The sequence below is a fragment of the Pseudomonas sp. S5D5 genome (genome assembly GCF_003013355.1).
In the GTDB taxonomy this organism is placed as follows: domain Bacteria; phylum Pseudomonadota; class Gammaproteobacteria; order Pseudomonadales; family Pseudomonadaceae; genus Aquipseudomonas; species Aquipseudomonas aylmerensis.
Window position 1 is genome coordinate 4,796,114 of the sequence record NZ_PTEO01000001.1, and the last position, 22,565, is coordinate 4,818,678.

Genomic DNA, 22,565 nt, shown 5'->3' on the forward strand with positions numbered 1-22,565 from the left:
TTGCCGGTGGCGGCAGATGCTGAACGTCGACGGTGCAGAGCCGGAAACCGATATGGATCAGGTGATCAAGACACTCGCGCGCTGACATCTGAAGATCAACCTTCCGTAGTGAGCAGGCCACTGTGGTGAATAGGCTTATGGTTGAACAGGCTTATGTGGTGAACAGAACTCTGTGGCGAGCAGGCTTGCCCTGCGTTGGGCTGCGTAGCAGCCCCTATCAAAGCCCCCCTAACCTGCCAGAAAAATCCCCATACAGGTTTTGGGCCTGCTACGCAGCCCAACGCAGGGCAAGCCTGCTCACCACAACAAGCGTGCCTATATTCCACAACAAGCGTGCGTGCATTCCATAACAAGACTGCTTGCCGGTGGCGGCAGATGCTGAACGTCGACGGTGCAGAGCCGGAAACCGATATGGATCAGGTGATCAAGACACTCGCGCGCTGACATCTGAAGATCAACCTTCCGTAGTGAGCAGGCCACTGTGGTGAATAGGCTTATGGTTGAACAGGCTTATGTGGTGAACAGAACTCTGTGGCGAGCAGGCTTGCCCTGCGTTGGGCTGCGTAGCAGCCCCTATCAAAGCCCCCCTAACCTGCCAGAAAAATCCCCATACAGGTTTCGGGTCTGCTGCGCAGCCCAACGCAGGGCAAGCCTGCTCACCACAACAAGCGTGCCTATATTCCACAACAAGCGTGCGTGCATTCCACAACAACCCCGCACGCATTTCACAACAAGCCTGCTTGCCACACGGGTTAAACCACATCCACTCCGACATGAATTGCATCATGCCGCCAGAATTCCAGGTCGCAGTCGATCAGTCGCTGGTGCTGGTCATAATTGACCCGGGCAATCCGCAGGCCCGGGCTGCCCACCGACACGCGCAACGCGGCGGCGGCTTCCACCGGCAGTGAGGTCGGGACGATTTCGAAACGCACCCGCCCGTAATGCAAGTCGTATTTGCGCGCATACAACTCAGTCATTGACTGATTCAGGTCGCACTCAAGAATCCCCGGGAAATACTGCGGGTTCAGGTAGTGCTCCACATACAACACCAGCCGCCCGTCAATCCGCCGGCCCCGGCAGATCTGGATCACGCTGGACAACGCCGGCAACTGCAACCACGCACACACCGCCGCCGAGGCCGGTTGCAGCCGCGCAGAGATCACTTCGGTAGACGCCACCCGCCCCTGGTCGTTGACCATCGCGTGAAAGTGGCTGCGCTGCATCAAGTTGTAGGCCAGCCGTGGTGGCGAGACAAACCAGCCACGGCGCTCCTCACGATAGATCTGGCCTTGGGCCTCCAGTTGTAACAAGGCTTCCCGCACGGTAATTCGAGTGGTACCAAACAACTCGCTGAGCTTGCGCTCGGCGGGCAGTTTGCTTGCAGGCGGCAACAGGCCGTGGTCGATCTGCTCTTGCAGCGCCAGGCCGATGGATGTCACCGCCTTGATTGCCTCATCACGCATCAACGTTACCTATCTGGACTAGACCAGCACCGTTCAGGTGCACAAAACGCGCTGTATTCGGGCTCCTGCCATTGCGTGCCAGCCTAGGCATTACAGATGACCGACAGATGACAGTCCATGTCGGGTCCCTCCAGCACACCCTGCAATACATCGGCCAAGTCCAGGCCCTGCGGGCACTTGAGCATGGTCTACGCTAAGTCTGTGCTGAGCGACACAAGCGATTTAAAAACGACATCGACATGAAACTGTCATCCATCCAGCCTAGATTGGCTCAGGTATTGCTGACCTAGACCAACACCACCGCAAACGTCGACAAAAACGCAGCGTTGAAAACGCCCAAAGGAGCTTCGGATGAAACAGCTTTTCCTGGCATCACTGTTAGGCTCGACCATTGCCATGTGCACCGCCGCCATGGCTGCTGATACCGATCTAAAAACCCTTGAAGCTGCCGCCAAGACAGAAGGCGCCATCAACAGCGTCGGCATGCCCGATGACTGGGCCAACTGGAAAGGCACCTGGGAAGACCTGGCCAAGACCTACGGCCTCAAGCACATCGACACCGACATGAGCTCGGCCCAGGAAATCGCCAAGTTCAAGGCTGAAAAAGACAACGCCAGCGCCGACATCGGCGACGTGGGCGCGGCCTTCGGTCCGATCGCGGTGAAGCAGGAAGTCACCCAGCCGTACAAACCGTCGACCTGGGCCCAGGTCCCGGATTGGGCCAAAGACAAGGACGGCCACTGGGCCCTGGCCTACACCGGCACCATCGCCTTCATCGTCAACAAGAAGCTGCTGCACGGTTCCGAAGTACCAACCAGCTGGGCTGACCTGCAGAAAGGCAAATACAAAGTCTCCATCGGTGACGTGAGCACCGCGGCCCAAGCGGCCAACGGCGTACTGGCGGCAGCCATCGCCAATAAAGGCGACGAGAAAAACATCGCGCCGGGCCTGCAGTTTTTCACCAAGATCGCCCAGCAAGGTCGTCTCTCGCTGTCCAACCCGACCATCGCCACCATGGAAAAAGGCGAAGTCGAAGTGGGCATCGTCTGGGACTTCAACGGCCTGAGCTACAAGGCCAAGATGGCCAACCCGGATGACTACGTGGTGCTGATTCCTTCTGACGGCTCGGTAAAATCCGGCTACACCACCATCATCAACAAATACGCCAAGCACCCGAACGCCGCCAAGCTGACCCGCGAATACATCTTCAGCGATGCCGGCCAACTCAACCTGGCGCGTGGCAATGCGCGTCCGATCCGTGCTGAAACCGACCTGAAACTGCCGGCTGATATCGCCAAGAACCTGATCCCGGGCGAGCAGTACACCAAGGCCAATCCGCAACCGATCAAGGATGCCGATGCCTGGGAAGCGACCTCCAAGAAGTTGCCACAACAGTGGAACGAGCAAGTCATCGTAGAAATGAAGTAAGCGACGCAAAACCTGTAGGAGCCGGCTTGCCGGCGATGACGGTCGAACATTCGACACTGATGTCGGCTGATACATCGCCATCGCAGGCAAGCCAGCGCCCACAATTGATCCGGTTCCAACCGAACAAAAGATCCACATCCCCTGTTGCGGAGCCCCAGCCCCCATGAAGCACAATGTCATCCTTGTCGTGCTCGACGGCCTGAACTTCGAGGTTGCCCGACACGCCATGGGGCACTTGCAGGCCTATGTCGGCGCAGGACGCGCAGCCCTCTACAAACTGGAATGTGAACTGCCCGCCCTGTCCCGCCCGTTGTATGAGTGCATCCTCACCGGCGTGCCACCGATCCAGAGCGGCATCGTCCACAACCAGGTCTCGCGCCTGTCCAACCAACGCAGCATTTTCCATTACGCCACCGACGCCGGCCTGACCACTGCGGCGGCGGCTTACCATTGGGTCAGCGAGTTGTATAACCGCACACCCTTTATTGCCGCGCGTGATCGTCATACCGACGACAAGGCGCTGGCGATCCAGCACGGGCATTTCTACTGGAATGACCATTACCCGGATTCACACCTGTTTGCCGACGCCGAAAGCCTGCGCGTCAAACACGCGCCAAACTTCCTGGTCGTGCACCCGATGAACATCGACGACGCCGGCCACAAGCACGGTCTCGACACCGCGCAATACCGCAACAGCGCCCGCTCGGCCGACATCATCCTGGCTGACTACCTGCAAGGCTGGCTCGATGCCGGCTACCAGGTGCTGGTCACCGCCGACCACGGCATGAACAACGATCGCTCCCACAACGGCCTGTTGCCGGAAGAGCGCGAAGTGCCGTTGTTTGTACTCGGCGAGGCCTTCAGCCTCGACATCCACGCCGCGCCGAACCAGACCGACCTGTGCGGCACCGTCTGCGAGCTGCTGGGCGTACCTCACGACAAACCTGTCTGCCGGGAGCTGTTGAAGTGAATTCCATGACTCGCGGCAAATGGCTGGCGCTGCTGTGCCTGGTGCCTTTCGCGCTGTTCTTTATCGTGTTCGAAATCGCCCCGCTCGTCTGGGTGTTGATCAACAGCCTGCAAACGGAAGAAACCGGCTGGGGCCTGGACAACTTCACGCGGATCTTCAGCTCGAAGTTCTACCTGCAAGCCATCCAGTTCAGCCTGGAGATCAGCTTCTACTCGAGCATCTTCGGCATCATTATCGCCACCCTCGGCAGTTACTCCCTGCGCCGGGTCGATTCGCCGCTGCGCAATTTCGTCACCGCTTTCGCCAACATGACCAGCAACTTTGCCGGCGTCCCCCTGGCGTTCGCCTTCATCATCCTGCTGGGTTTCAACGGCAGCATCACCATCATGCTCAAGCAGGCCGGGATCATTCAGGACTTCAACCTGTACTCCAAGACCGGCTTGATCATTCTCTACACCTACTTCCAGATTCCCCTCGGCGTGCTGCTGCTCTACCCGGCGTTCGACGCGCTGCGCGAAGACTGGCGCGAGTCGGCGGCGTTGCTGGGTGCCAATGGCTGGCAGTTCTGGCGGCATATCGGCTTGCCGGTGCTCACGCCGGCGTTGCTGGGCACGTTCGTGATCCTGCTGGCCAACGCGCTGGGCGCCTATGCCACGGTCTACGCGCTGACCACCGGCAACTTCAACGTGCTGCCGATTCGCATCGCCGGCCTGGTGTCGGGGGATGTCTCGCTGGATCCGAACATGGCCAGCGCCCTGGCCGTGGTGCTGGTGGCGCTGATGACCGTGGTCACCGTGGTCCATCAACTGTTGCTCAAGAGGAGCTACCATGTCTCGCGCTGAAGCCGGCCCGGCCTCCCTCTACCACCGCGTGGTGGTGTACCTGTTGTTTGCGATCCTGGTGCTGCCGCTGATCGGCACCTTCGTCTATTCGATTGCCAGCAGTTGGTCGGCAACCATCCTGCCCGCTGGCTTTACCGTGAAATGGTACGTCCAGCTGTGGAGCGACCCGCGCTTCCTGATGGCGTTCGGGCAGTCGTTGCTGGTGTGCGTGGGCGCACTGCTGCTGTCGGTGGTGTTGATCCTGCCGCTGCTGTTCGTGGTGCATTACCACTTCCCAAGGCTCGACGCACTGATGAACATCCTGATCCTGCTGCCCTTCGCGGTGCCGCCGGTGGTGTCATCGGTGGGCCTGCTGCAACTCTACGGTTCCGGGCCGCTGGCGATGGTGGGCACGCCATGGATCCTGATCGGCTGCTACTTCACCGTGGCGCTGCCGTTCATGTACCGCGCGATCACCAATAACCTGCAGGCGATCAACCTGCGAGACCTGATGGATGCCTCGCAACTGCTCGGCGCCAGCACCTGGCAGGCGGCGATCCTGGTGGTGCTGCCGAACCTGCGCAAAGGCCTGATGGTCGCGCTGCTGCTGTCGTTCTCGTTCCTGTTCGGTGAGTTCGTGTTCGCCAACATCCTCGTCGGTACCCGCTACGAAACCCTGCAGGTGTACCTGAACAACATGCGCAACAGCAGCGGCCACTTCACCAGTGCCGTCGTGATTTCCTATTTCTTCTTTGTGCTGGTGCTGACCTGGGCCGCCAATATCTTGAACAAGGACAAAAGCCAATGAGCTTCGTCAGCGTCCAACACCTGCAAAAAGGCTACGCCGGCACCCCGGTGTTCAGTGATATCAACTGCGAAATCGCCAAGGGCGAATTTGTCACCCTGCTCGGCCCGTCAGGGTGCGGCAAGTCCACCCTGCTGCGCTGCATCGCCGGCCTGACCTCGGTGGACAGTGGGAAAATCCTGCTGGATGGCCAGGACATTGTCCCGCTGAGCCCGCAGAAACGTCACATCGGCATGGTGTTCCAGAGCTATGCACTGTTCCCCAACATGACCGTGGAACAGAACGTCGCCTTCGGCCTGCGCATGCAAAAGGTCAATGCCGATGACAGCCACAAGCGGGTACAGGAAGTGCTGCAACTGGTCGAACTCAAGGACCTCGCCGGCCGCTACCCGCACCAGATGTCGGGCGGCCAGTGCCAGCGCGTGGCGCTCGCGCGCTCGCTGGTCACCCGCCCACGCCTGTTGCTGCTCGATGAGCCGCTGTCGGCGCTGGATGCGCGGATTCGCAAACACCTGCGCGAACAGATCCGCCAGATCCAGCGCGAACTGGGCCTGACCACGATCTTCGTGACCCATGACCAGGAAGAAGCCCTGACCATGTCGGACCGGATCTTCCTGATGAACCAGGGCAAGATCGTGCAAAGCGGCGACGCCGAAACCCTCTACACCGCGCCGGTGGATGTCTTTGCCGCCGGATTTATCGGCAACTACAACCTGCTGGACGCCGACAAGGCCAGCCAGTTGCTGCAGCGGCCGATCAGCGGGCGCATCGCGATTCGCCCCGAGGCCATCGAACTCAGCCGCAGCGGCGAACTCGATGCCCTGGTGCGCAGCCACAGCCTGCTGGGCAACGTGATCCGCTACCGCATCGAAGCCCGTGGCGTCGAATTGGTGGTGGACGTACTGAACCGCTCGGCGGACGACCTGCACCCCGACGGCCAGCGCCTGGCACTTTCCATCGACCCCAGTGCACTGTGTGAAGTAGCCTGAGCAGCACGACTGATTGAGAGAGCGTAACGGATGGCATTGGTAATTTTTGATTTGGACGACACCCTGATCCACGGCGACTGCGCCACCCTGTGGAGCGAGCAGATGGGCCGCCTGGGCTGGGTCGACCCCGAGTCGTTCATGCGCAGGAACAACGAGCTGATGGACGCCTACAGCCAGGGCAAGCTGGCCATGGAAGACTTCATGGACTTCAGCCTGGAGCCGATGATCGGCCGCACCCCGGAGGAAATCGACCACCTGGTGGAGCCCTGGGTCGAGGACGTGATCGAACCGCTGATCTACAGCGACGCCACCAAGACCATCGCCCGCCACCGCGCCAATGGCGACCGCATCCTGGTGATTTCCGCCTCTGGCACCCACCTGGTCACGCCGATTGCGGCGCGGATCGGCATCGATGAAGTGCTGGGGATTGATCTGGAAGTGAGCCATGGCGTGTACAGCGGCCGTACCGTCGGTGTACTGACCTACCGCGAAGGCAAGATCACACGCTTGCTGGAATGGCTGGAGCAGGAAGGCGAGACGCTGGAAGGGGCGTATTTCTACTCGGATTCGCGCAATGACCTGCCGTTGCTGCTGAAGGTGGATCACCCAAACGTGGTGAACCCGGACCCGGTGCTACGCGAGCACGCGGAAAAGGCCGGCTGGCCGATCCATCACTGGGTGTGACACTGCGCTCCTTGAATTGAAATCCAATCCACTGTGGGAGCGGGCTTGCTGGCGAAAGCGGTTTGTCAGTGAAGAATGTTTCATCTGACACCCCGCTTTCGCCAGCAAGCCCGCTCCCACCGTTTGATCTCATTTCAACCGGAGATCGGTGTCAGACCAATGTCTCGTCAATCACCAACACCAATTTCCCGGAGATCTGGTTGCTCGCCAAGGCTTCAAACGCTGCCTCGGCATCCTTGATCGGGAACGTCTTGGCCAATTGCGGGCTCAAGCGACCTTCAGTGAACAGCGGCCACACGTGCTGGCTCAAATCACTGAACAGGTCCGCCTTGAACTGATCACTGCGGCTGCGCAGGGTCGAGCCCAACAACTGCACACGCTTGCCCAGCACCTGGGCCAGGTCCAGTTGCGCCTCGCGGCCACCCATCAGGCCGATCAGCACCCAGCGACCGTCCAGGGCCAGCAGCTTGAGGTCCAGCGCGGCGTAGTTGCCGCCGACCGGATCGAGGATGACATCGAACGGCCCGAAGTCCCGCAGCCCTTCGATGCCGTCGGTACGTACCACGCCGCCCTGGGCGCCCAATTCTTCGCAATACGCCAGGCGTTCCGCCGAACCGACACTGACCCAGCACGGGCTGCCAAACGCCTTGCACAGCTGGATCGCCGCCGAGCCCACGCCACTGGCACCGGCATGCAGCAAGACTTTTTCACCCGGCTTGAGGCCCGCCAGTTGGAACAGATTGAGCCACGCCGTGCTGTACACCTCAGGCAATGCGGCCGCTTCGACCAGCGACAGCCCTTCCGGCGCCGGCAGCACATGCCGTGCGTCCACCACCACTTCTTCGGCCATGCCGCCACCGGCCAGCAATGCGCAGACGCGATCGCCCACTTGCCAGGACGAGCCCGCACCGACTTCGCTGATCACCCCGGAGCACTCCAGGCCCAGCACATGGCTGGCGCCGGGTGGTGGTGGATAAAGCCCGGCACGCTGTAATAAATCTGCGCGATTGAGGCCCGCAGCCGCCACGCGAATGCGAACTTGGCCTACATCGCAGGTAGGACTTGGTTCTTCCAACCACTCCACATGACCTTCAACGCCTTGCAATGCTTTCACAGTGCCTCCATAGTGAACCTGGACTGAGCCCGTAGCAGTAGCGCCGGGCTTTTTGCATTATGCGACCGGACCATATGGAACCGGCGACTTCAAAGACGGCCTAATATGCGTTATCAATTGCCCCCGCGTCGAATCAGCATGAAGCATTTGTTCCCCAGCACCGCCCTCGCTTTTTTCATTGGTCTCGGCTTCGCGTCGATGTCGACCAATACGTTCGCAGCCAACAGCTGGGACAACCTTCAGCCTGATCGCGATGAGGTGATTGCCAGCCTCAACGTCGTCGAGTTGCTCAAGCGTCATCACTACAGCAAGCCGCCGCTTGACGATGCGCGCTCGGTGATCATCTACGACAGCTACCTCAAGCTGCTGGATCCGTCGCGCAGCTACTTCCTGGCCAGCGATATCGCTGAGTTCGACAAGTGGAAGACCCAGTTCGACGACTTCCTCAAGAGCGGCGACCTGCAGCCCGGCTTCACCATCTACAAGCGTTACCTGGACCGCGTCAAAGCGCGTCTGGACTTCGCCTTGGGTGAGTTGGACAAAGGTGTCGACAAGCTCGACTTCACCCAGAAGGAAACCCTTCTGGTGGATCGCAAGGACGCGCCTTGGCTGACCAGCACCGCCGCGCTCGACGACCTGTGGCGCAAACGCGTCAAGGACGAAGTGCTGCGCCTGAAGATCGCCGGCAAAGAGCCCAAGGCGATCCAGGAGCTGTTGACCAAGCGCTACAAGAATCAGCTGGCACGTCTGGACCAGACCCGTGCCGAAGATATCTTCCAGGCCTACATCAACACCTTCGCGATGTCCTACGATCCGCACACCAATTATCTGTCGCCAGATAACGCGGAAAATTTCGATATCAATATGAGTCTGTCGCTGGAAGGCATCGGTGCCGTCCTGCAAAGCGACAATGACCAAGTCAAGATCGTGCGCCTGGTGCCGGCAGGTCCGGCGGACAAGACCAAGCAAGTGGCCCCGGCCGACAAGATCATCGGTGTGGCCCAGGCCGACAAAGAGATGGTCGATGTGGTCGGCTGGCGCCTGGACGAAGTGGTCAAGCTGATCCGTGGGCCGAAAGGCAGCGTGGTGCGCCTGGAAGTGATTCCGCACACCAATGCACCGAACGACCAGACCAGCAAGATCGTGTCCATCACCCGTGAAGCGGTGAAGCTCGAAGACCAGGCTGTGCAGAAGAAAATCCTCAACCTCAAGCAGGATGGCAAGGATTACAAGCTGGGCGTGATTGAAATCCCGGCCTTCTACCTGGACTTCAAGGCCTTCCGTGCTGGCGATCCGGACTACAAGTCCACCACGCGCGACGTGAAGAAAATCCTCACGGAACTGCAGAAAGACAAAGTCGACGGCGTGGTCATCGACCTGCGCAACAACGGCGGCGGTTCCCTGCAGGAAGCCACCGAGCTGACCAGCCTGTTTATCGACAAGGGTCCGACCGTGTTGGTACGCAACGCTGACGGCCGTGTCGACGTGCTCGAAGATGAAAACCCGGGGGCCTTCTACAAAGGGCCGATGGCGCTGCTGGTCAACCGTCTCTCGGCCTCGGCCTCGGAGATTTTCGCCGGCGCCATGCAGGACTACCACCGCGCACTGATCATCGGCGGCCAGACCTTCGGCAAAGGCACCGTGCAGACCATTCAGCCGCTGAACCATGGCGAACTGAAACTGACCCTGGCCAAGTTCTACCGGGTTTCCGGGCAGAGCACCCAGCATCAGGGCGTGCTGCCGGACATTGATTTCCCGTCGATCATCGACACCAAGGAAATCGGCGAAAGTGCCCTGCCGGAAGCCATGCCGTGGGACACCATCCGTCCTGCGATCAAGCCGGCGTCCGATCCGTTCAAGCCGTTCCTGGCACAGCTCAAGGCTGACCACGACACCCGCTCCGCCAAGGATGCCGAGTTCGTGTTCATCCGCGACAAGCTGGCCCTGGCCAAGAAGCTGATGGAAGAAAAAACCGTCAGCCTCAACGAAGTGGATCGTCGCAAGCAGCACACCGACATCGAAAACCAGCAACTGGTACTGGAAAACATCCGCCGCAAGGCCAAGGGTGAAGATCCGCTCAAGGAGCTGAAAAAAGAAGATGAAGATGCGCTGCCGGCCGAAGCCGAGAAAACCAAGCCGGAAGACGACGCTTACCTGGCCGAGACGGGCCGGATCCTGCTGGACTACCTGAAGATCACCAAGCAGGTGGCCAAGCAGTAAATGATGGCGATTTAATGTGATCGCTCCTTGGAGTGTCATCATATAGACATCATTCTGTCGTGAAATGAAGGACCGCAGGCGTCATGCCTGCGGTCCTTTTTTTTCGATCGAGATCGCCATGACCATGACCGAACAGCTGAATGCATTGGGCTCTATCCTGGCTCAAGGCAGTTTGCACAGCCTGTTCCAACCGATCATCTGCCTGTCTGAACGGCGCATTCTCGGCTACGAAGCCCTCAGTCGTGGCCCCTCGAACAGCCCCCTGCACTCCCCTGTCGCCCTGTTTTCGGTGGCGAGCCACGCGGGACGCCTCAGTGAACTGGAAATCGCTTGCCGCGAAAGCGCGTGCCGACGCTTCAGCGAACAGAAGCTACCGGGCAAGCTGTTTCTCAATATCTCGCCGGAATCCCTGATGGAAACCGCGCACCAGCCAGGGCGTACCCTGCAACTGCTGCGCGACTTTGGCATCCCGCCAAGCCAGGTGGTGATCGAACTCACCGAGCAGACGCCCACCGACGACTTCGACCTGCTGCAGACCGCCCTGCACCATTACCGCAACATGGGTTTCGCCATCGCACTGGATGATTTGGGCGCCGGCTATTCCAGCCTGCGGCTGTGGTCGGAGCTGCGCCCGGACTACGTAAAGATCGACCGGCACTTTATCGACGGCATTCACCAGGATGCGCTCAAGCGCGAGTTTGTCGGCTCCATCCTGCAGATCGCCAGGGCCTCCCGCGCGCAGGTGATTGCCGAGGGCATCGAGCTGGCAGAAGAGCTGGCTGTGCTGACGGAGATGGGCGTCGACCTGGTCCAGGGCTACCTGCTCTGCCGCCCGCAGGAACAGCCGCCGCAAGAGGCGCGCCTGATGCTGCCCAAGCCGGACAACGCCAACATCGCCCTCAGCGAAGAAGGCAGCGACCTCAGCGCGCTGCTCAACGAACAGCCGGCGGTGGACCAGGACACCGCCACCGCCCAGGTACTGGAGTCATTCCGCCGCCAGGCCAACCTCAACTCGCTGGCAGTGCTGGACGGGCGCGGCCACCCGGTCGGCATCGTGCATCGGCATTCGCTGTCGGATGCGCTGCTCAAGCCGTTCGCCACCGACCTGTTTGCGCGCAAACCGATCAGCCGCTTGATGAGCGATGATTTTCTGGCGGTGGAGTTGAGCCAGTCGCTGCAACAGGTCAGCCGCCTGCTGACCAGTCGCGCGCGGCAGCGCATCGAGGAAGACTTCATCATCACCCTCAATGGCGACTACCTGGGGCTGGGCCGGGTGATCGATGTGCTCAAGCTGATTACCGAGCTGAAAATCCAGCAAGCGCGCTACGCCAACCCGCTGACCCTGCTGCCAGGCAACGTGCCGATCCAGCAATGCCTCACACGGTTGTTGCAGCAGCAGCGCGAGTCGGTGATCTGCTACGTGGACATCGACAGCTTCAAGCCCTTCAACGATATCTACGGTTATGGGCGTGGGGATGAGGTGTTGCTGTGCCTGGCGCAGTGCCTGAACGACCGGGTCGACCCGAGCCGCGATTTTGTCGGACACATTGGCGGGGATGATTTTTTGCTGGTGCTGGGGCCGCAGGATTGGCGCAAGCGCCTCAACCAGTTGCTGGATGATTTCCATACCCAATGCCGGCGTTTCTATCGCGCCGAGCACCTCGACGCTGGCTGCTTCGTGGCGTTGAATCGCCAGGGCGTGCGTCAGGAGTTCGCGTTGCTGTCACTGTCGATCGGCGTGGTGCACTTATATCCACAGGCCTGTGGACAACTCGATGCCAGCCAGTTGGCCGAGATGGCATCGCAAGCCAAACACCATGCCAAGGATGTGGCCGGCTACAGCATTCATGTGATCGACAGCATGGACATGCAGCCCCAGGCGCTTTAAGCCTCGGCGGATTCGGGGTACTCGTATTCAAACACCCGCACCACCTCCGAGGCGTGCCAGGAGGCTGCGGCCACCCCATCGGACGGTCCGCTGAACCGGCCCAGGCGCTCTACGCATTCAAAAAAGCCGGTACGCGGCAGGCGGCTGGCGCCCTGGCTGATCACCAGTGAGCTGCGCAACGGCTGCTCGGCCTTGGCATCCAGCGCCGCCAGGTGTTCCAGGGCCGCGGCCAGGGTTTGCATGGCCGGCGTCGGGAATTGCAGGCGCTCCAGCAGCGCGCGGTAGGTCAGTAGATGGCGCTGGCGACGCGCCTGGTCCAGTTCGTTGAGTAACCCATCCCAGTGTTGACGGCTGATACGTAAGCTCAAGATTCATCCCTCCAACCTGCAACGCCCAATTCCCAGGCCAGGCTGCGGCGAATCGCGGCATCCGGCTGGCGTTCACCACTTTCGATCAATCCAAGATACGAGGGGCTGATACCCACGGTGCGGGCCAGGGTCTCGATGGCCAGGCCCTTGGCCTCGCGCAAGCCGCGCAGGTCTGCGAGCGGGCGCAAATCCTCAGCGGGGGCGGCGTGGGCAGTAACAGCAGGAGGCGGTGCGGGGTGTGGCTGACCGGCAGCTTTTAGCAGCGCCTGGTACTGGTCCCATGGCAAAACCGCGTATTCGGGCTCGCCATTGCGTGAAATTATCTGAATATCCATGACTGCCCCGTAGGATCACAACACTTACAGCGTAAGTTCTTTCCTTAGGAGTGTAATCCTAACAGCCACAAAGGTCGCAGGGTGATATCCGTATGATCAGTTTTTTTGCGGGTTTTCCTTGGCGAGCAAGGCAGGCGTGGCTGGCAGTCGCTCGACCACCGCGAGTTTTTCCGGACGCTGCGCGTCGCGCCAGGCGCGAAAGGCGCTCAACTCACCGTCGAGGGTCTTCATGACCCACGCCAGCACGGCGATGTCATCGAGCATGCCGAACACCGGAATAAAGTCCGGGATCGCATCGATCGGGCTGAGGAAGTACATCAACCCCGCGACTACCGAGATCAGCGCCTTGGGGCTGATCGCACGGTACTCGCCGCGCCAGTAGGCCAGGCACAGGGCCTGGAGCAACTTCAGATCATCCTTGAGCTTGCCCAGGCGATTACCCTGGCTCGAGCCCTTGGCGGCGACGGCGAACAGCAGGGTCGGCAAACGCCCACGACCAAGCAAGCGGGCGGCCATGGGCAAGAAGCGGGTGAAATTGAAGGGTGGTTTCATTCGTCACTCCAGTTCCAGGCGACATAAAAGGTTATCCACACAAATTGTGGATAACCTTGTGAACAGAGCCTATTTTTCCGGCTGAAAGCCACGCAGTACAAGGCTTGCAGTCAGATCGGGCGTTTTTTGCGCACATTAAAAAAACCCAAGATTTCATTGACTTGGCGTAGATGTGCGGCTACCCGTACTCGAGTCTTATATCAGACTCCACGACCCATCATGGGTTCGATCAGATTTCTGCAGGTACTGGCTTGCCAGCCATGAGTGTCAACGATTACGCCAGTATTCTGGAGAAAATGCAGTGGCTCAGCGCTTTTCGCCGACAAGCCGGCTCCTACAGGGAAGCACGCGTTTTCCGAGGGCCAGAAACAACAACGCCCCGTCGAGACGGGGCGTTGAGTGTTCAGGTGCCGATTACTTCTTGGCGGCAGGTGCTGCAGGGGCTTCAGCCTTGGCTGGGTCCTTGATGGCCAGCAGCTCCAGGTCGAATACCAGCACCGAGTTGGCTGGAATCGCCGGGCTCGGGCTCTGGGCGCCGTAGGCCAGGTCGGACGGGATGTACAGCTCGACCTTCTCGCCTACGTGCATCAGTTGCAGGCCTTCGACCCAACCCGGGATCACGCCGCTGACCGGCAGGTCAATCGGGCTACCGCGATCCACGGAGCTGTCAAAGGTGGTGCCGTTGGTGAGCTTGCCGGTGTAGTGCACAGTCACCACGTCAGTCGGCTTAGGCTGAGGGCCGTCGGCTTTCTTGGTGATCTTGTACTGCAGACCGGAAGCGGTGGTGACTACGCCGTCTTTCTTGGCATTGTCTTCGAGGAATTTCTTGCCGGCGGCTGCCGACTCTTCGCTCATCTTGGTCATGCGTTCTTCAGCACGCTTCTGCAGTGCGGCAAACGCTTCAACCAGCTCGTCGTCTTTGAGCTTCTGCTCTTTCTTGCCGACGGCATCTTCGATGCCCTGGGCTACCGCTTTGGAATCCAGGTCATCCATGCCTTCCTGGGCAAGGCTTTTGCCCATGTTCAGGCCGATACCGTAGGAAGCTTTCTGCGCCGGGGTTTTCAGCTCTACGCTGGTCTGCGAATCACAACCCGCAAGTACCAGGCTAACCAGGGCCACCGCCGCCGCCAACCGATGCTGTTTCATGCTATTTCCTTGTTCATGCGCCAAAAGGGCATTCGAATAAAGTCGCGAGCTTATCAGGCGGCCACGACCAATGGCTACCGGCATGTGAGCAGGAAACTTCCGATAAGTTCACGTGTTTAAAAGCATTTTCATTCATTATGGGGACCCGCGAAGGATCGTGGGACCGCCTACTACCAGGCTCATGGCCACTTGCCGCACTTATGGCGTAGTGGCATAACAACGCGACAACTCGACAAGGATAGTTATCTTGCGCATTTTTTCCCGTGTTTTACTGTTGATATTCATCCTGCTGGGGCTCGCCCTGGCCGTGGTGATCTATTACACCCTCAACCCCAGGCTGCCGGAATACGTGCCCGTGGAGCAGGTGCACTACCAGGATCAATGGAGTGCCGTCGACCGCCAGACCTATTACTTCACGCCCCAGGGCACCCAGGTCAAGGGCCTGCATTACAACTGGTTCACTGCCCTGGAACTGCCGTTTTCCGAACAGCGCTTCGCCACGCCGGAGTACCTGGCGCGCTTCGGCTTCCTGGTCGACCCCAAACAGGTGCCCACCGCGCAAAACCCCGGCAACCTGCCGGTGGGGTTTGCCCGGCACACCAACGCCGGCAGCAGCGTTGAATACCTGGACATCACCTGCGCCGCCTGCCACACCGGCGAGCTGCACTTCAAGGGCCAGGCCCTGCGCATCGATGGCGGCTCGGCCCAGCATGTGCTGCCGTCCAGTGTGCCCACGTTGCGCGGCGGCAGTTTCGGCCAGGCCCTCGTCGCCAGCCTCGCGGCAACGTATTACAACCCGTGGAAATTCGAGCGCTTCGCGCGCAAGGTGCTCGGCGATCAGTACGATGCCCAGCACAGCCAACTGCGCCAGGACTTCAAGCAGTCGCTGAACCAGTTCCTGAAAGTTGCCTGGAACGACACCCACCGCGGCCTCTACCCCACCGAAGAAGGCCCGGGCCGTACCGACGCGTTCGGCCGCATCGCCAATGCCAGCTTCGGCGACGCGATTTCGCCGGACAACTATCGCGTCGCCAATGCGCCAGTGGACTACCCGCACCTGTGGGATATCTGGACCTTCGACTGGGTGCAATGGAACGGCTCGGCCCAGCAGCCGATGGCGCGCAATATCGGCGAAGCCCTCGGTGTAGGCGCCACCCTGACCTTCTTCGACAGCGCCGGCCAACCGCTCCAGGGTGACGCGCGCTACCCATCGAGCGTGCGCGTACGCGACCTCAACCTGATCGAAGAAACCCTGCAACGGCTCAAACCGCCGACCTGGCCGGAAGACCTGTTCGGCGCCATCGACAAGCCCCTCGCCGCCCAGGGCCGCGCACTGTTCGCGGAAAATTGCGCCGGTTGCCATGTGCCGACCGTCACCCAGGAAAACGGCCGCCCGGTCCAGCAACTGAAAATGCTCCCGGTGGAGTACATCGGCACCGACCCCGGCACCGCCAGCAACATTGCCGACCAGCGCTATGACCTCAGCGCCCTGCAGTGGGACCCGGCGGAGCTGGCCAAGTTGAATGTCGAGCTGCACCCCACGCCGACCGAGCCACTGGACCTGAAAAAAATGTCCGTGGCCAAGGGCCTGGCCTACGTCACGGCGTTCGTTGAAGAGCACGCCTATCGCGCCGCCGGCGTCACCCCCGCCGAGCGCCCGCAGCTGGATGGCTATGGGCTGCCCATCGGCGTGCGTGAGCTGCGCGCCTACAAGGCCCGTCCGCTGGCCGGCGTGTGGGCCACCCCGCCGTTCCTGCACAACGGCTCGGTGCCGACGATCTACCAATTGCTCTCGCCCCAGGACGAGCGCAGCACCACCTTCTATAAAGGCACGTTCGACTATGACCCGCGCCACCTGGGTTTCCAGACCGCCGTGTTCAAGAACGCCTTCCTGTTCGATACAAAACTCACCGGCAACCACAACAGCGGTCACGAATTCCGTGCCGGCCAACGTGGCAACGGCGTTATCGGCCGCGGCTTGCTGCCGCAGGAACGCTGGGCGCTGCTGGAATACCTGAAAGTGCTGGGCGGCCCGCTGGAGCAACAACTGCCATGATTATCCGATCTCAATACGACCGACCTTCCCTGCTCTCCCGTCTCTGGCTGCGCCTCGGCGCGTGGCTCGGCAAGACCCTGCTGTGGCTGGTCGGCCTGGGCCTGCTCGGCTGGCTCGCCGCGACCGCCTGGTACGCCTGGCAGCACAGTGGCCCGGTCTCACCGAACGAGCAGGTCCCGCCAGGTGAAGCGGCGATGACCCAGGGCATTATCCAGACAGCGGTGCGCATCGTTGACCAGCACCGCGAAGGCACGCGCTACCTGCGCGATGCCCACGCCAAGGCGCATGGCTGTGTGAAGGCCGAAGTCAGTGTGCTGGCGGACCTGGACCCGGCCTTGCGCCAGGGCGTGTTCGCCGAGCCGGGCAAGACCTGGCAGGCGCTGATTCGGCTGTCCAACGGCAACGCCTACCCGCAGTTCGACAGCATCCGCGATGCCCGCGGCATGGCGCTGAAGTTGCTGGATGTGCCGGGCAAACAACTGCTGGCGGATCAGCAAAACCGCACAGAGCAGGACTTCGTGATGTTCAGCCACCCGAATTTCTTTGTCAGCGATGTGGCGGAATACGCGCAGAACATCGGCGCACAAGCGGATGGCAAGAAAGTCCTCGCGTTCTTCCCCAAGGTCGACCCGCGCAGTTGGCAGGTACGGCATCTGTTTATCGCCCTGGCGACCCTGGCACCCGCCCCTGCCAGCCCGACGCAGACCACCTACTTTTCGGTATCGCCCTACAAGTTCGGTGCGGCCAACGCCAAGTTCCGCGTTGCGCCCGATCCGCAGGATTGCCCGGAATACGTGCTGCCCAAACAGAACCAGGACCTGCCCAACTTCCTGCGCAGCGCCTTGAGCCAACAGTTGTCCACCGACCGCGTGCCGGCGTGTTTCGTGCTGCAGATCCAGCGGCAGAACCCGCAGAAATTCATGCCGATCGAAGACACCAGTATCGAATGGCAGGAGAGTGATGCGCCCTATGAGAGCGTGGCCAAGGTGCGCATCCCGGCCCAGGATTTCGATACCCCCGAGCAGAACCTGGCGTGTGACAACCAGTCGTTCAACCCCTGGTTCGGTGTGGCGGAGCATCGCCCCATCGGCGGTATCAACCGCTTGCGCAAGGCGGTATACGAAGCGGTCAGCGATTACCGTCACAGCCGCAACAACCCGTAAAGAGTGCGTAATAACGGGCCCGGCGCCGTAAGGATTGCGTCGGATCTATTGAGCCATTTTCGGCGCGAAACTACCGTGGATGCCTACTCCATCACGTAGGCATTTTCCATGGAAAGCTCAACCCTCGGCATGCTCGTCCTGACCATAATCGCCGTGTTCGGCACCGCCTCATTTTGCTTCGAGCACCTGGCCACGCGCCAGACGCGCAAGAAAAAAGCCAAGTAGGCGTCAGGCTCGGGTATCGGGTACCGGGTCGTTGATCACCAGTTCTTCGGGGATCTCGTCCACCCGTGGGTCGAGCACTGCAGCCATAGCCCCCATCGGATGTTCCGGCATGGCCACGTGGTGCAACGGCGCGCCTTCGACCCGATACTCGCCGGTGACCTGCTTGGGCTGTACACGCCAGATCAGCAGCAGCGCGCAGGCCGAAAACAACATGTAGAACGCACCGTGGCCGTAGCTGTTCATCAGCGCGCCGCTGAGCATCGGCCCCAGGCACGCGCCAATCCCGTGGGTGGCCAGCATCATCGCGCTCAAGGGCACGCGCCGCGGCTGTTCGACGTTGTCATTGGCCAGCGCTACCGCCAGCGGGTACAGCGTGAACAGCAGCAAACCGCTGAGAAAGCCGAACACCAGCAACAAGGCATACGGCAGTTGCACCAGCCCCCACAGCGGAATCACCACCAGCCCCAGGGCCAGGGCGCAGCTACGGATCAACCGGGACCGATCAATGCGATCCGACAGCCAGCCGATCGGCCACTGCCCGCACAGCCCGGCAAAGATCGACACCGCGACGAAGGTACTGGCCTGGGCCGTGCTCAGGCCGTTGCGCGTGGCGAATACCGGAGCCAGCGCGTAAAACGCGCCGATCATCAGGCCGGTGACGAACACGGTGGTCAGCGCCTGCGGCACCCGCCGCCAGAAAAACCCCACTTCCAGCGGCGCCGCCACCAGCTTGGCCGGGTGCAGACGCTTGGTCATGGTCACCGGCAGCAGGCACGCGGCAAAGCAGATCGCCACGATTATCAGCGGCTTGAAATCCAGCTCCGGGCGCCAGATCAATACGCCCTGCCCCAACATCAAGCCCAGGGACACCGCCACCATGTAGCCGGCAAACACCGCGCCGCGCTGGTTGTTTTCCGCCTGCTCGTTCAGCCAGCTTTCAATGACCATGTACTGGTTCATCATGACCAGGCCCATCACGAATCGCAGCACCAGCCAGAACGCCAACTGCTCGAACAGCACATGCAGCAGCACGATGATGGTGGCGACGCCTGCACACGCCACATACGAGCGCACATGCCCGACGCCCGCGATCATGCGGTGGCCGAACTTGGCCCCGCAGACCATGCCACCGTAGTACGCCGCCGTCAGCGCGCCGATCCACAGCTCGTTGATGCCCTGACTGCTCAAGCGCAGGCCGATAAAACTGAAAAACAGCCCGTTGCCGGTGAGCATCAGGATGGTCGCGCTGTACAGCGCGGGGAAGGTCAGGAAAGTCAGGTTCATGGTGGCAAGTCGAAGGTTAGAGGGTGTCGTTCATATGGCTGGCCTGGGCCAGCAACCATTGGCGAAAGCTGCGCGCAGCCGAGGGCAGGTTGCGGTGGTGCGGTTGCATCAGGTGCAGGCGACCCCGGCTGTGCATGGTTTGGGGCAAGGCCATCTGCAGGCGACCGGCAGCCAATTCGCCCATCAGCAAACTCTTCCAGCCCAGGGCCACGCCGTGGCCCATGACCGCCGATTGCATCAACAGTTGATAGCTGTTGGTGCGCAATGCATGACGCGGGGTGTGGTAATGGGCGCCGACATCGGCGAACCAGTCGGTCCAGGTCAGCCAGTCATGGGAGTGGTCCTCGACGATCAGCAACGTATGGGCATGCAGCAACTGTTGCACGTCGCTGATCGGGCCGTGACGCTCGATATAACCGGGGCTGCACACCGCGATGACCTGCTCGCGCTCGAACACCGGCGACAGTTCCAGGTCGTGGGGTGGCGGCAGCTCATCGAGGTGATAGAACAGGCCCAGGTCATACTCGCTCACATCCAGATGATCAGGGCTTTCGCTGCACAGAATGCGGATATCCAGGTCCGGGTGTTCGCGCTGGAACTCCGGCAGCAGGCCGGCGAGCCAGATCGAACTGATGGTCGGCGTGCTGGCCAGGGTCAATTGGCGATCGGCGCCGCGCCGACGCAACTCGGCGGACTCGCGGTCAAGTTCGCGCAGCAGCCGCTGGACGGTCCGAAAGTAGCGAACCCCGGCGGGCGTCAGGCTCAATCCCAGCGCCAGCCGGTAGAACAACGGGCGCGCCAGGTCTTCTTCCAGACGCTTGATCTGGCGGCTGACCGCGCTCTGGGTCAGGTTCAGTTCATGGGCAGCCTGGGTAAAACTCAAATGACGGGCCGCCGCTTCGAACGTCTGCAGGCAGTTGAGGGGCGGAAGGTCGACGTTTCGGCGTGACATAAGCGGTTCCAATGGCAGAGCGGGCCCGGGTTTGGCCGGGCTCGCAGAGATCACGTGGCCAGGCATCCTGCCAGTTGCTGACTCACAGCGCGACCCTGGCCACGCGCTTGCTCCATTGCCGACGGTGTTCCAACTGGCCGTTCTCCCAGGCCGTCTGCTCCGCCTCGACGTAGAACCACTCGGCATCGGCGTGCACGCTCAGGCGGCTTTCCACCTCCACCTCCCAGGCATCGCGGCCCACCCGATAGTGCCACTGGATATCGGCACGGGTGGACAGCGGGTCCCAGGGCAAGGTGCGATATTGCTCGGTGCAGCGCTGGTCCACGGACAGGCCGTGATCGGTAAAGCGCACGGCCCCCAGGTCGTCTTCGATCTTCACGCAGACTTCGCCACTGCCCACGTCTTCGATCAAGGTGCGTTTCGGCGCGGCGGCACGCAAGACTTCCAGGGCCGCCGGCGTTGCCGATTGCGGCGCCTCGAACGGGCAGTCCACCGCTTCGCCGACGAATACCGGCAGTTGCAGGCTTTGCACACCCGGCAGCAAGGTCAGCGTGGTCAGCTCGCGACTCGGCCACAGCAACGGGAAACTCGCGGTGCTGAGGGCCAGGCGCAAGCGATAGCCGGCCGGCAAACGCATGCCGATATGATCGAGGCTCAGCTGCACGTCCATCGCTTCACCCGGAACTACCGGCGTGACGTGGGAAAAGTCTTCGCGAAGAGTGAGATTAAGTACGGCATAACTGATCTGCGTGACCTGCCCATCCGGCGCCACCGCATTCAGGCGCGCGACCAATTGCCCACAGGTCGTATCGCTGGCCAGGCGCAACGTGAGGCGCACATCGCCCAACAGCGCCAAGGGTTCGGTCAGCGGCTGGGAGTCGAAGCACAGCGAGTGGGCATCATCGCGACGCTGGTCCGTCGGCCCGTCAGGGCCAAACCAGATGGCGCAGTATTCACCCTGATGCAAGCCGGTGGTCAGCGGCGAGCACACGCTGCGGGGCGCGGCCAATGCGTGATTGCCGGGCGTGAGGCCGCGCTCGTCGAGACTGAAATCGCGCCACTGCACTTGCGGGTCCGGCCAGCCCGAGGTCTGCACCCAAATGCCGGGACGCTCGGCGTAACAGCCTTTGGGTGACAGAATATCCTGTAGGTAAAAGGTGCAGGCGGCAGTGTCCATCACGCCATTTTCGATACCTTTAAGCCAGTAATCCCACCAGCGCAGGGCTTCTTGCAGGAAGCCGATGGCCGGATTCGGCACGGCAAAATGCGGATACTTGTGAATCCACGGGCCAATCATGGCCTTCCTCGGCCCCGGCAGGTGCTCCATCAGTCGCGAAACCGTGTTGCGGTAAGCGTCGCCCCAGCCACCGACGGCGTACACCGCCGCCTTGATCTTCGAATAGTCCTCGCACACCGAACCGTGGCGCCAATAGTCATCGCGGGTCTGATGTTTCAGCCAGGTTTCGGCGAGCAGCGGCATGCCCTCCAGGCGCTGGTGCCAGAGGTTTTTCCAGGCGTCGCCCACCAGCAGGGGATCGGGCACCGCGGCGCTGAAGTTGAGCATGGTCGCGGCCCAGCCGAAGTTCTCCATCAGCAGGTTGCCGCCCTTGTAGTGGATGTCGTCGGCAAAGCGGTCATCGGTGGAACACAAGGTGATGATCGCCTTCAACGCCTCGGGCTGGCGCGCTGCGACCTGCAGGCCGTTGAAGCCGCCCCACGAGATGCCCATCATGCCGACGTTGCCGTCGCACCAGGGTTGCCGGCACAACCAGTCGATCACTTCGAGGGCGTCGTCCTGCTCCTGCAGCAGGTATTCGTCGGCCATCAGGCCTTCGGATTCGCCGTTGCCACGCATGTCCACGCGCACACACACATAACCCTGGCCCGCCATCCACGGGTGGGTCAGCGCATCGCGCACGGCAGTGCCGTCGCGCTTGCGGTACGGCAGGTATTCCAGGATCGCCGGAAAGGTCTGCAAACCGGCGACTTCCGGCAGCCAGATGCGCGCGGCCAGTTGGGTGCCGTCCTTCAAGGGGATCAGGCAATGCTCGATTTCACGGACCTTGTAGGCAAACTCGGTAACGATTTCCATCGGTAGC

General features: G+C 61.2%; 19 protein-coding genes. 10 read left to right on the forward strand and 9 right to left on the reverse strand.

Annotated features, from left to right (window positions below; all coding sequences use genetic code 11):
* Positions 1–752 precede the first annotated feature (752 nt).
* Positions 753–1,466, reverse strand: a complete 714-nt coding sequence (locus C9990_RS21735) for a UTRA domain-containing protein (protein ID WP_053128712.1) — start codon at positions 1,464–1,466, stop codon at positions 753–755.
* A 351-nt stretch (positions 1,467–1,817) separates the two neighbouring features.
* Here C9990_RS21735 and C9990_RS21740 point away from each other — a divergent pair, with 351 nt between their 5' ends.
* The 6 genes from C9990_RS21740 to C9990_RS21765 all read left to right on the forward strand — a co-directional run bounded on the left by C9990_RS21740 (position 1,818) and on the right by C9990_RS21765 (position 7,163).
* Positions 1,818–2,894: an ABC transporter substrate-binding protein gene (locus C9990_RS21740; protein WP_065901340.1), complete on the forward strand. Its 1,077-nt coding sequence runs from the start codon at positions 1,818–1,820 to the stop codon at positions 2,892–2,894.
* 163 nt (positions 2,895–3,057) lie between these two features.
* Complete coding sequence (locus C9990_RS21745; protein WP_065901342.1) at positions 3,058–3,864, forward strand: alkaline phosphatase family protein; 807 nt, start codon at positions 3,058–3,060, stop codon at positions 3,862–3,864.
* A 5-nt stretch (positions 3,865–3,869) separates the two neighbouring features.
* Entirely contained in the window at positions 3,870–4,706 is an 837-nt protein-coding gene (locus tag C9990_RS21750; RefSeq protein WP_162946148.1) for an ABC transporter permease subunit, read from the forward strand.
* Entirely contained in the window at positions 4,693–5,493 is an 801-nt protein-coding gene (locus C9990_RS21755) for an ABC transporter permease (protein WP_065901347.1), read from the forward strand. The genes C9990_RS21750 and C9990_RS21755 overlap by 14 nt, the downstream gene beginning before the upstream one ends.
* Positions 5,490–6,479: an ABC transporter ATP-binding protein gene (locus tag C9990_RS21760; RefSeq protein WP_065901349.1), complete on the forward strand. Its 990-nt coding sequence runs from the start codon at positions 5,490–5,492 to the stop codon at positions 6,477–6,479. Before C9990_RS21755 ends, C9990_RS21760 begins: the two co-directional genes overlap by 4 nt.
* 30 nt (positions 6,480–6,509) lie before the next feature.
* Complete coding sequence (locus C9990_RS21765) at positions 6,510–7,163, forward strand: HAD family phosphatase (protein ID WP_065901351.1); 654 nt, start codon at positions 6,510–6,512, stop codon at positions 7,161–7,163.
* Positions 7,164–7,314: 151 nt separating this feature from the next.
* On the opposite strand, the gene C9990_RS21770 is transcribed toward C9990_RS21765, so the two are convergent.
* On the reverse strand, positions 7,315–8,277 hold the full coding sequence (locus tag C9990_RS21770; protein ID WP_106804652.1) for a zinc-binding dehydrogenase: 963 nt from the start codon (positions 8,275–8,277) through the stop codon (positions 7,315–7,317).
* Between the two features lie 138 nt (positions 8,278–8,415).
* Here C9990_RS21770 and C9990_RS21775 point away from each other — a divergent pair, with 138 nt between their 5' ends.
* Entirely contained in the window at positions 8,416–10,497 is a 2,082-nt protein-coding gene (locus C9990_RS21775) for a carboxy terminal-processing peptidase (RefSeq protein WP_226939950.1), read from the forward strand.
* A 118-nt stretch (positions 10,498–10,615) separates the two neighbouring features.
* A complete protein-coding gene (locus C9990_RS21780) occupies positions 10,616–12,385 on the forward strand; it encodes a bifunctional diguanylate cyclase/phosphodiesterase (RefSeq protein WP_065901923.1) in 1,770 nt (589 codons plus the stop codon).
* Here the strand turns inward: C9990_RS21780 and C9990_RS21785 are convergent.
* The 4 genes from C9990_RS21785 to C9990_RS21800 form a co-directional block, all read right to left on the reverse strand.
* Positions 12,382–12,753 (reverse strand): hypothetical protein, encoded by a 372-nt coding sequence (locus C9990_RS21785; RefSeq protein ID WP_005786715.1) that lies wholly within the window; start codon positions 12,751–12,753, stop codon positions 12,382–12,384. The two genes, C9990_RS21780 and C9990_RS21785, sit on opposite strands and share 4 nt — an antisense overlap.
* A complete protein-coding gene (locus C9990_RS21790; protein ID WP_065901358.1) occupies positions 12,750–13,088 on the reverse strand; it encodes a helix-turn-helix transcriptional regulator in 339 nt (112 codons plus the stop codon). Before C9990_RS21790 ends, C9990_RS21785 begins: the two co-directional genes overlap by 4 nt.
* 96 nt (positions 13,089–13,184) lie before the next feature.
* Positions 13,185–13,640 carry a YkvA family protein gene (locus C9990_RS21795; protein WP_065901361.1) on the reverse strand — a complete coding sequence of 152 codons (456 nt, stop codon included), beginning with the start codon at positions 13,638–13,640 and terminating at the stop codon, positions 13,185–13,187.
* Positions 13,641–14,054: 414 nt separating this feature from the next.
* The gene (locus C9990_RS21800; protein ID WP_012723274.1) at positions 14,055–14,786 is read right to left on the reverse strand and encodes an FKBP-type peptidyl-prolyl cis-trans isomerase; all 732 of its coding nucleotides are present in this window, start codon (positions 14,784–14,786) and stop codon (positions 14,055–14,057) included.
* 247 nt (positions 14,787–15,033) lie between these two features.
* On the opposite strand from C9990_RS21800, the gene C9990_RS21805 reads away from it, so the two are divergent.
* Positions 15,034–16,842, forward strand: coding sequence for a di-heme-cytochrome C peroxidase (locus tag C9990_RS21805; protein WP_106804653.1), 1,809 nt, complete (start codon positions 15,034–15,036; stop codon positions 16,840–16,842).
* Positions 16,839–18,005: a catalase family protein gene (locus C9990_RS21810; RefSeq protein WP_106804654.1), complete on the forward strand. Its 1,167-nt coding sequence runs from the start codon at positions 16,839–16,841 to the stop codon at positions 18,003–18,005. The genes C9990_RS21805 and C9990_RS21810 overlap by 4 nt, the downstream gene beginning before the upstream one ends.
* A 228-nt stretch (positions 18,006–18,233) precedes the next feature.
* Here C9990_RS21810 and C9990_RS21815 read toward each other — a convergent pair whose 3' ends face one another.
* The 3 genes from C9990_RS21815 to C9990_RS21825 form a co-directional block, all read right to left on the reverse strand.
* Complete coding sequence (locus tag C9990_RS21815) at positions 18,234–19,514, reverse strand: MFS transporter (RefSeq protein WP_106804655.1); 1,281 nt, start codon at positions 19,512–19,514, stop codon at positions 18,234–18,236.
* Between the two features lie 16 nt (positions 19,515–19,530).
* Positions 19,531–20,466 carry a LysR substrate-binding domain-containing protein gene (locus C9990_RS21820; protein ID WP_106804656.1) on the reverse strand — a complete coding sequence of 312 codons (936 nt, stop codon included), beginning with the start codon at positions 20,464–20,466 and terminating at the stop codon, positions 19,531–19,533.
* An 82-nt stretch (positions 20,467–20,548) separates the two neighbouring features.
* The gene (locus C9990_RS21825; protein ID WP_106804657.1) at positions 20,549–22,558 is read right to left on the reverse strand and encodes a CocE/NonD family hydrolase; all 2,010 of its coding nucleotides are present in this window, start codon (positions 22,556–22,558) and stop codon (positions 20,549–20,551) included.
* Positions 22,559–22,565 lie beyond the last annotated feature (7 nt).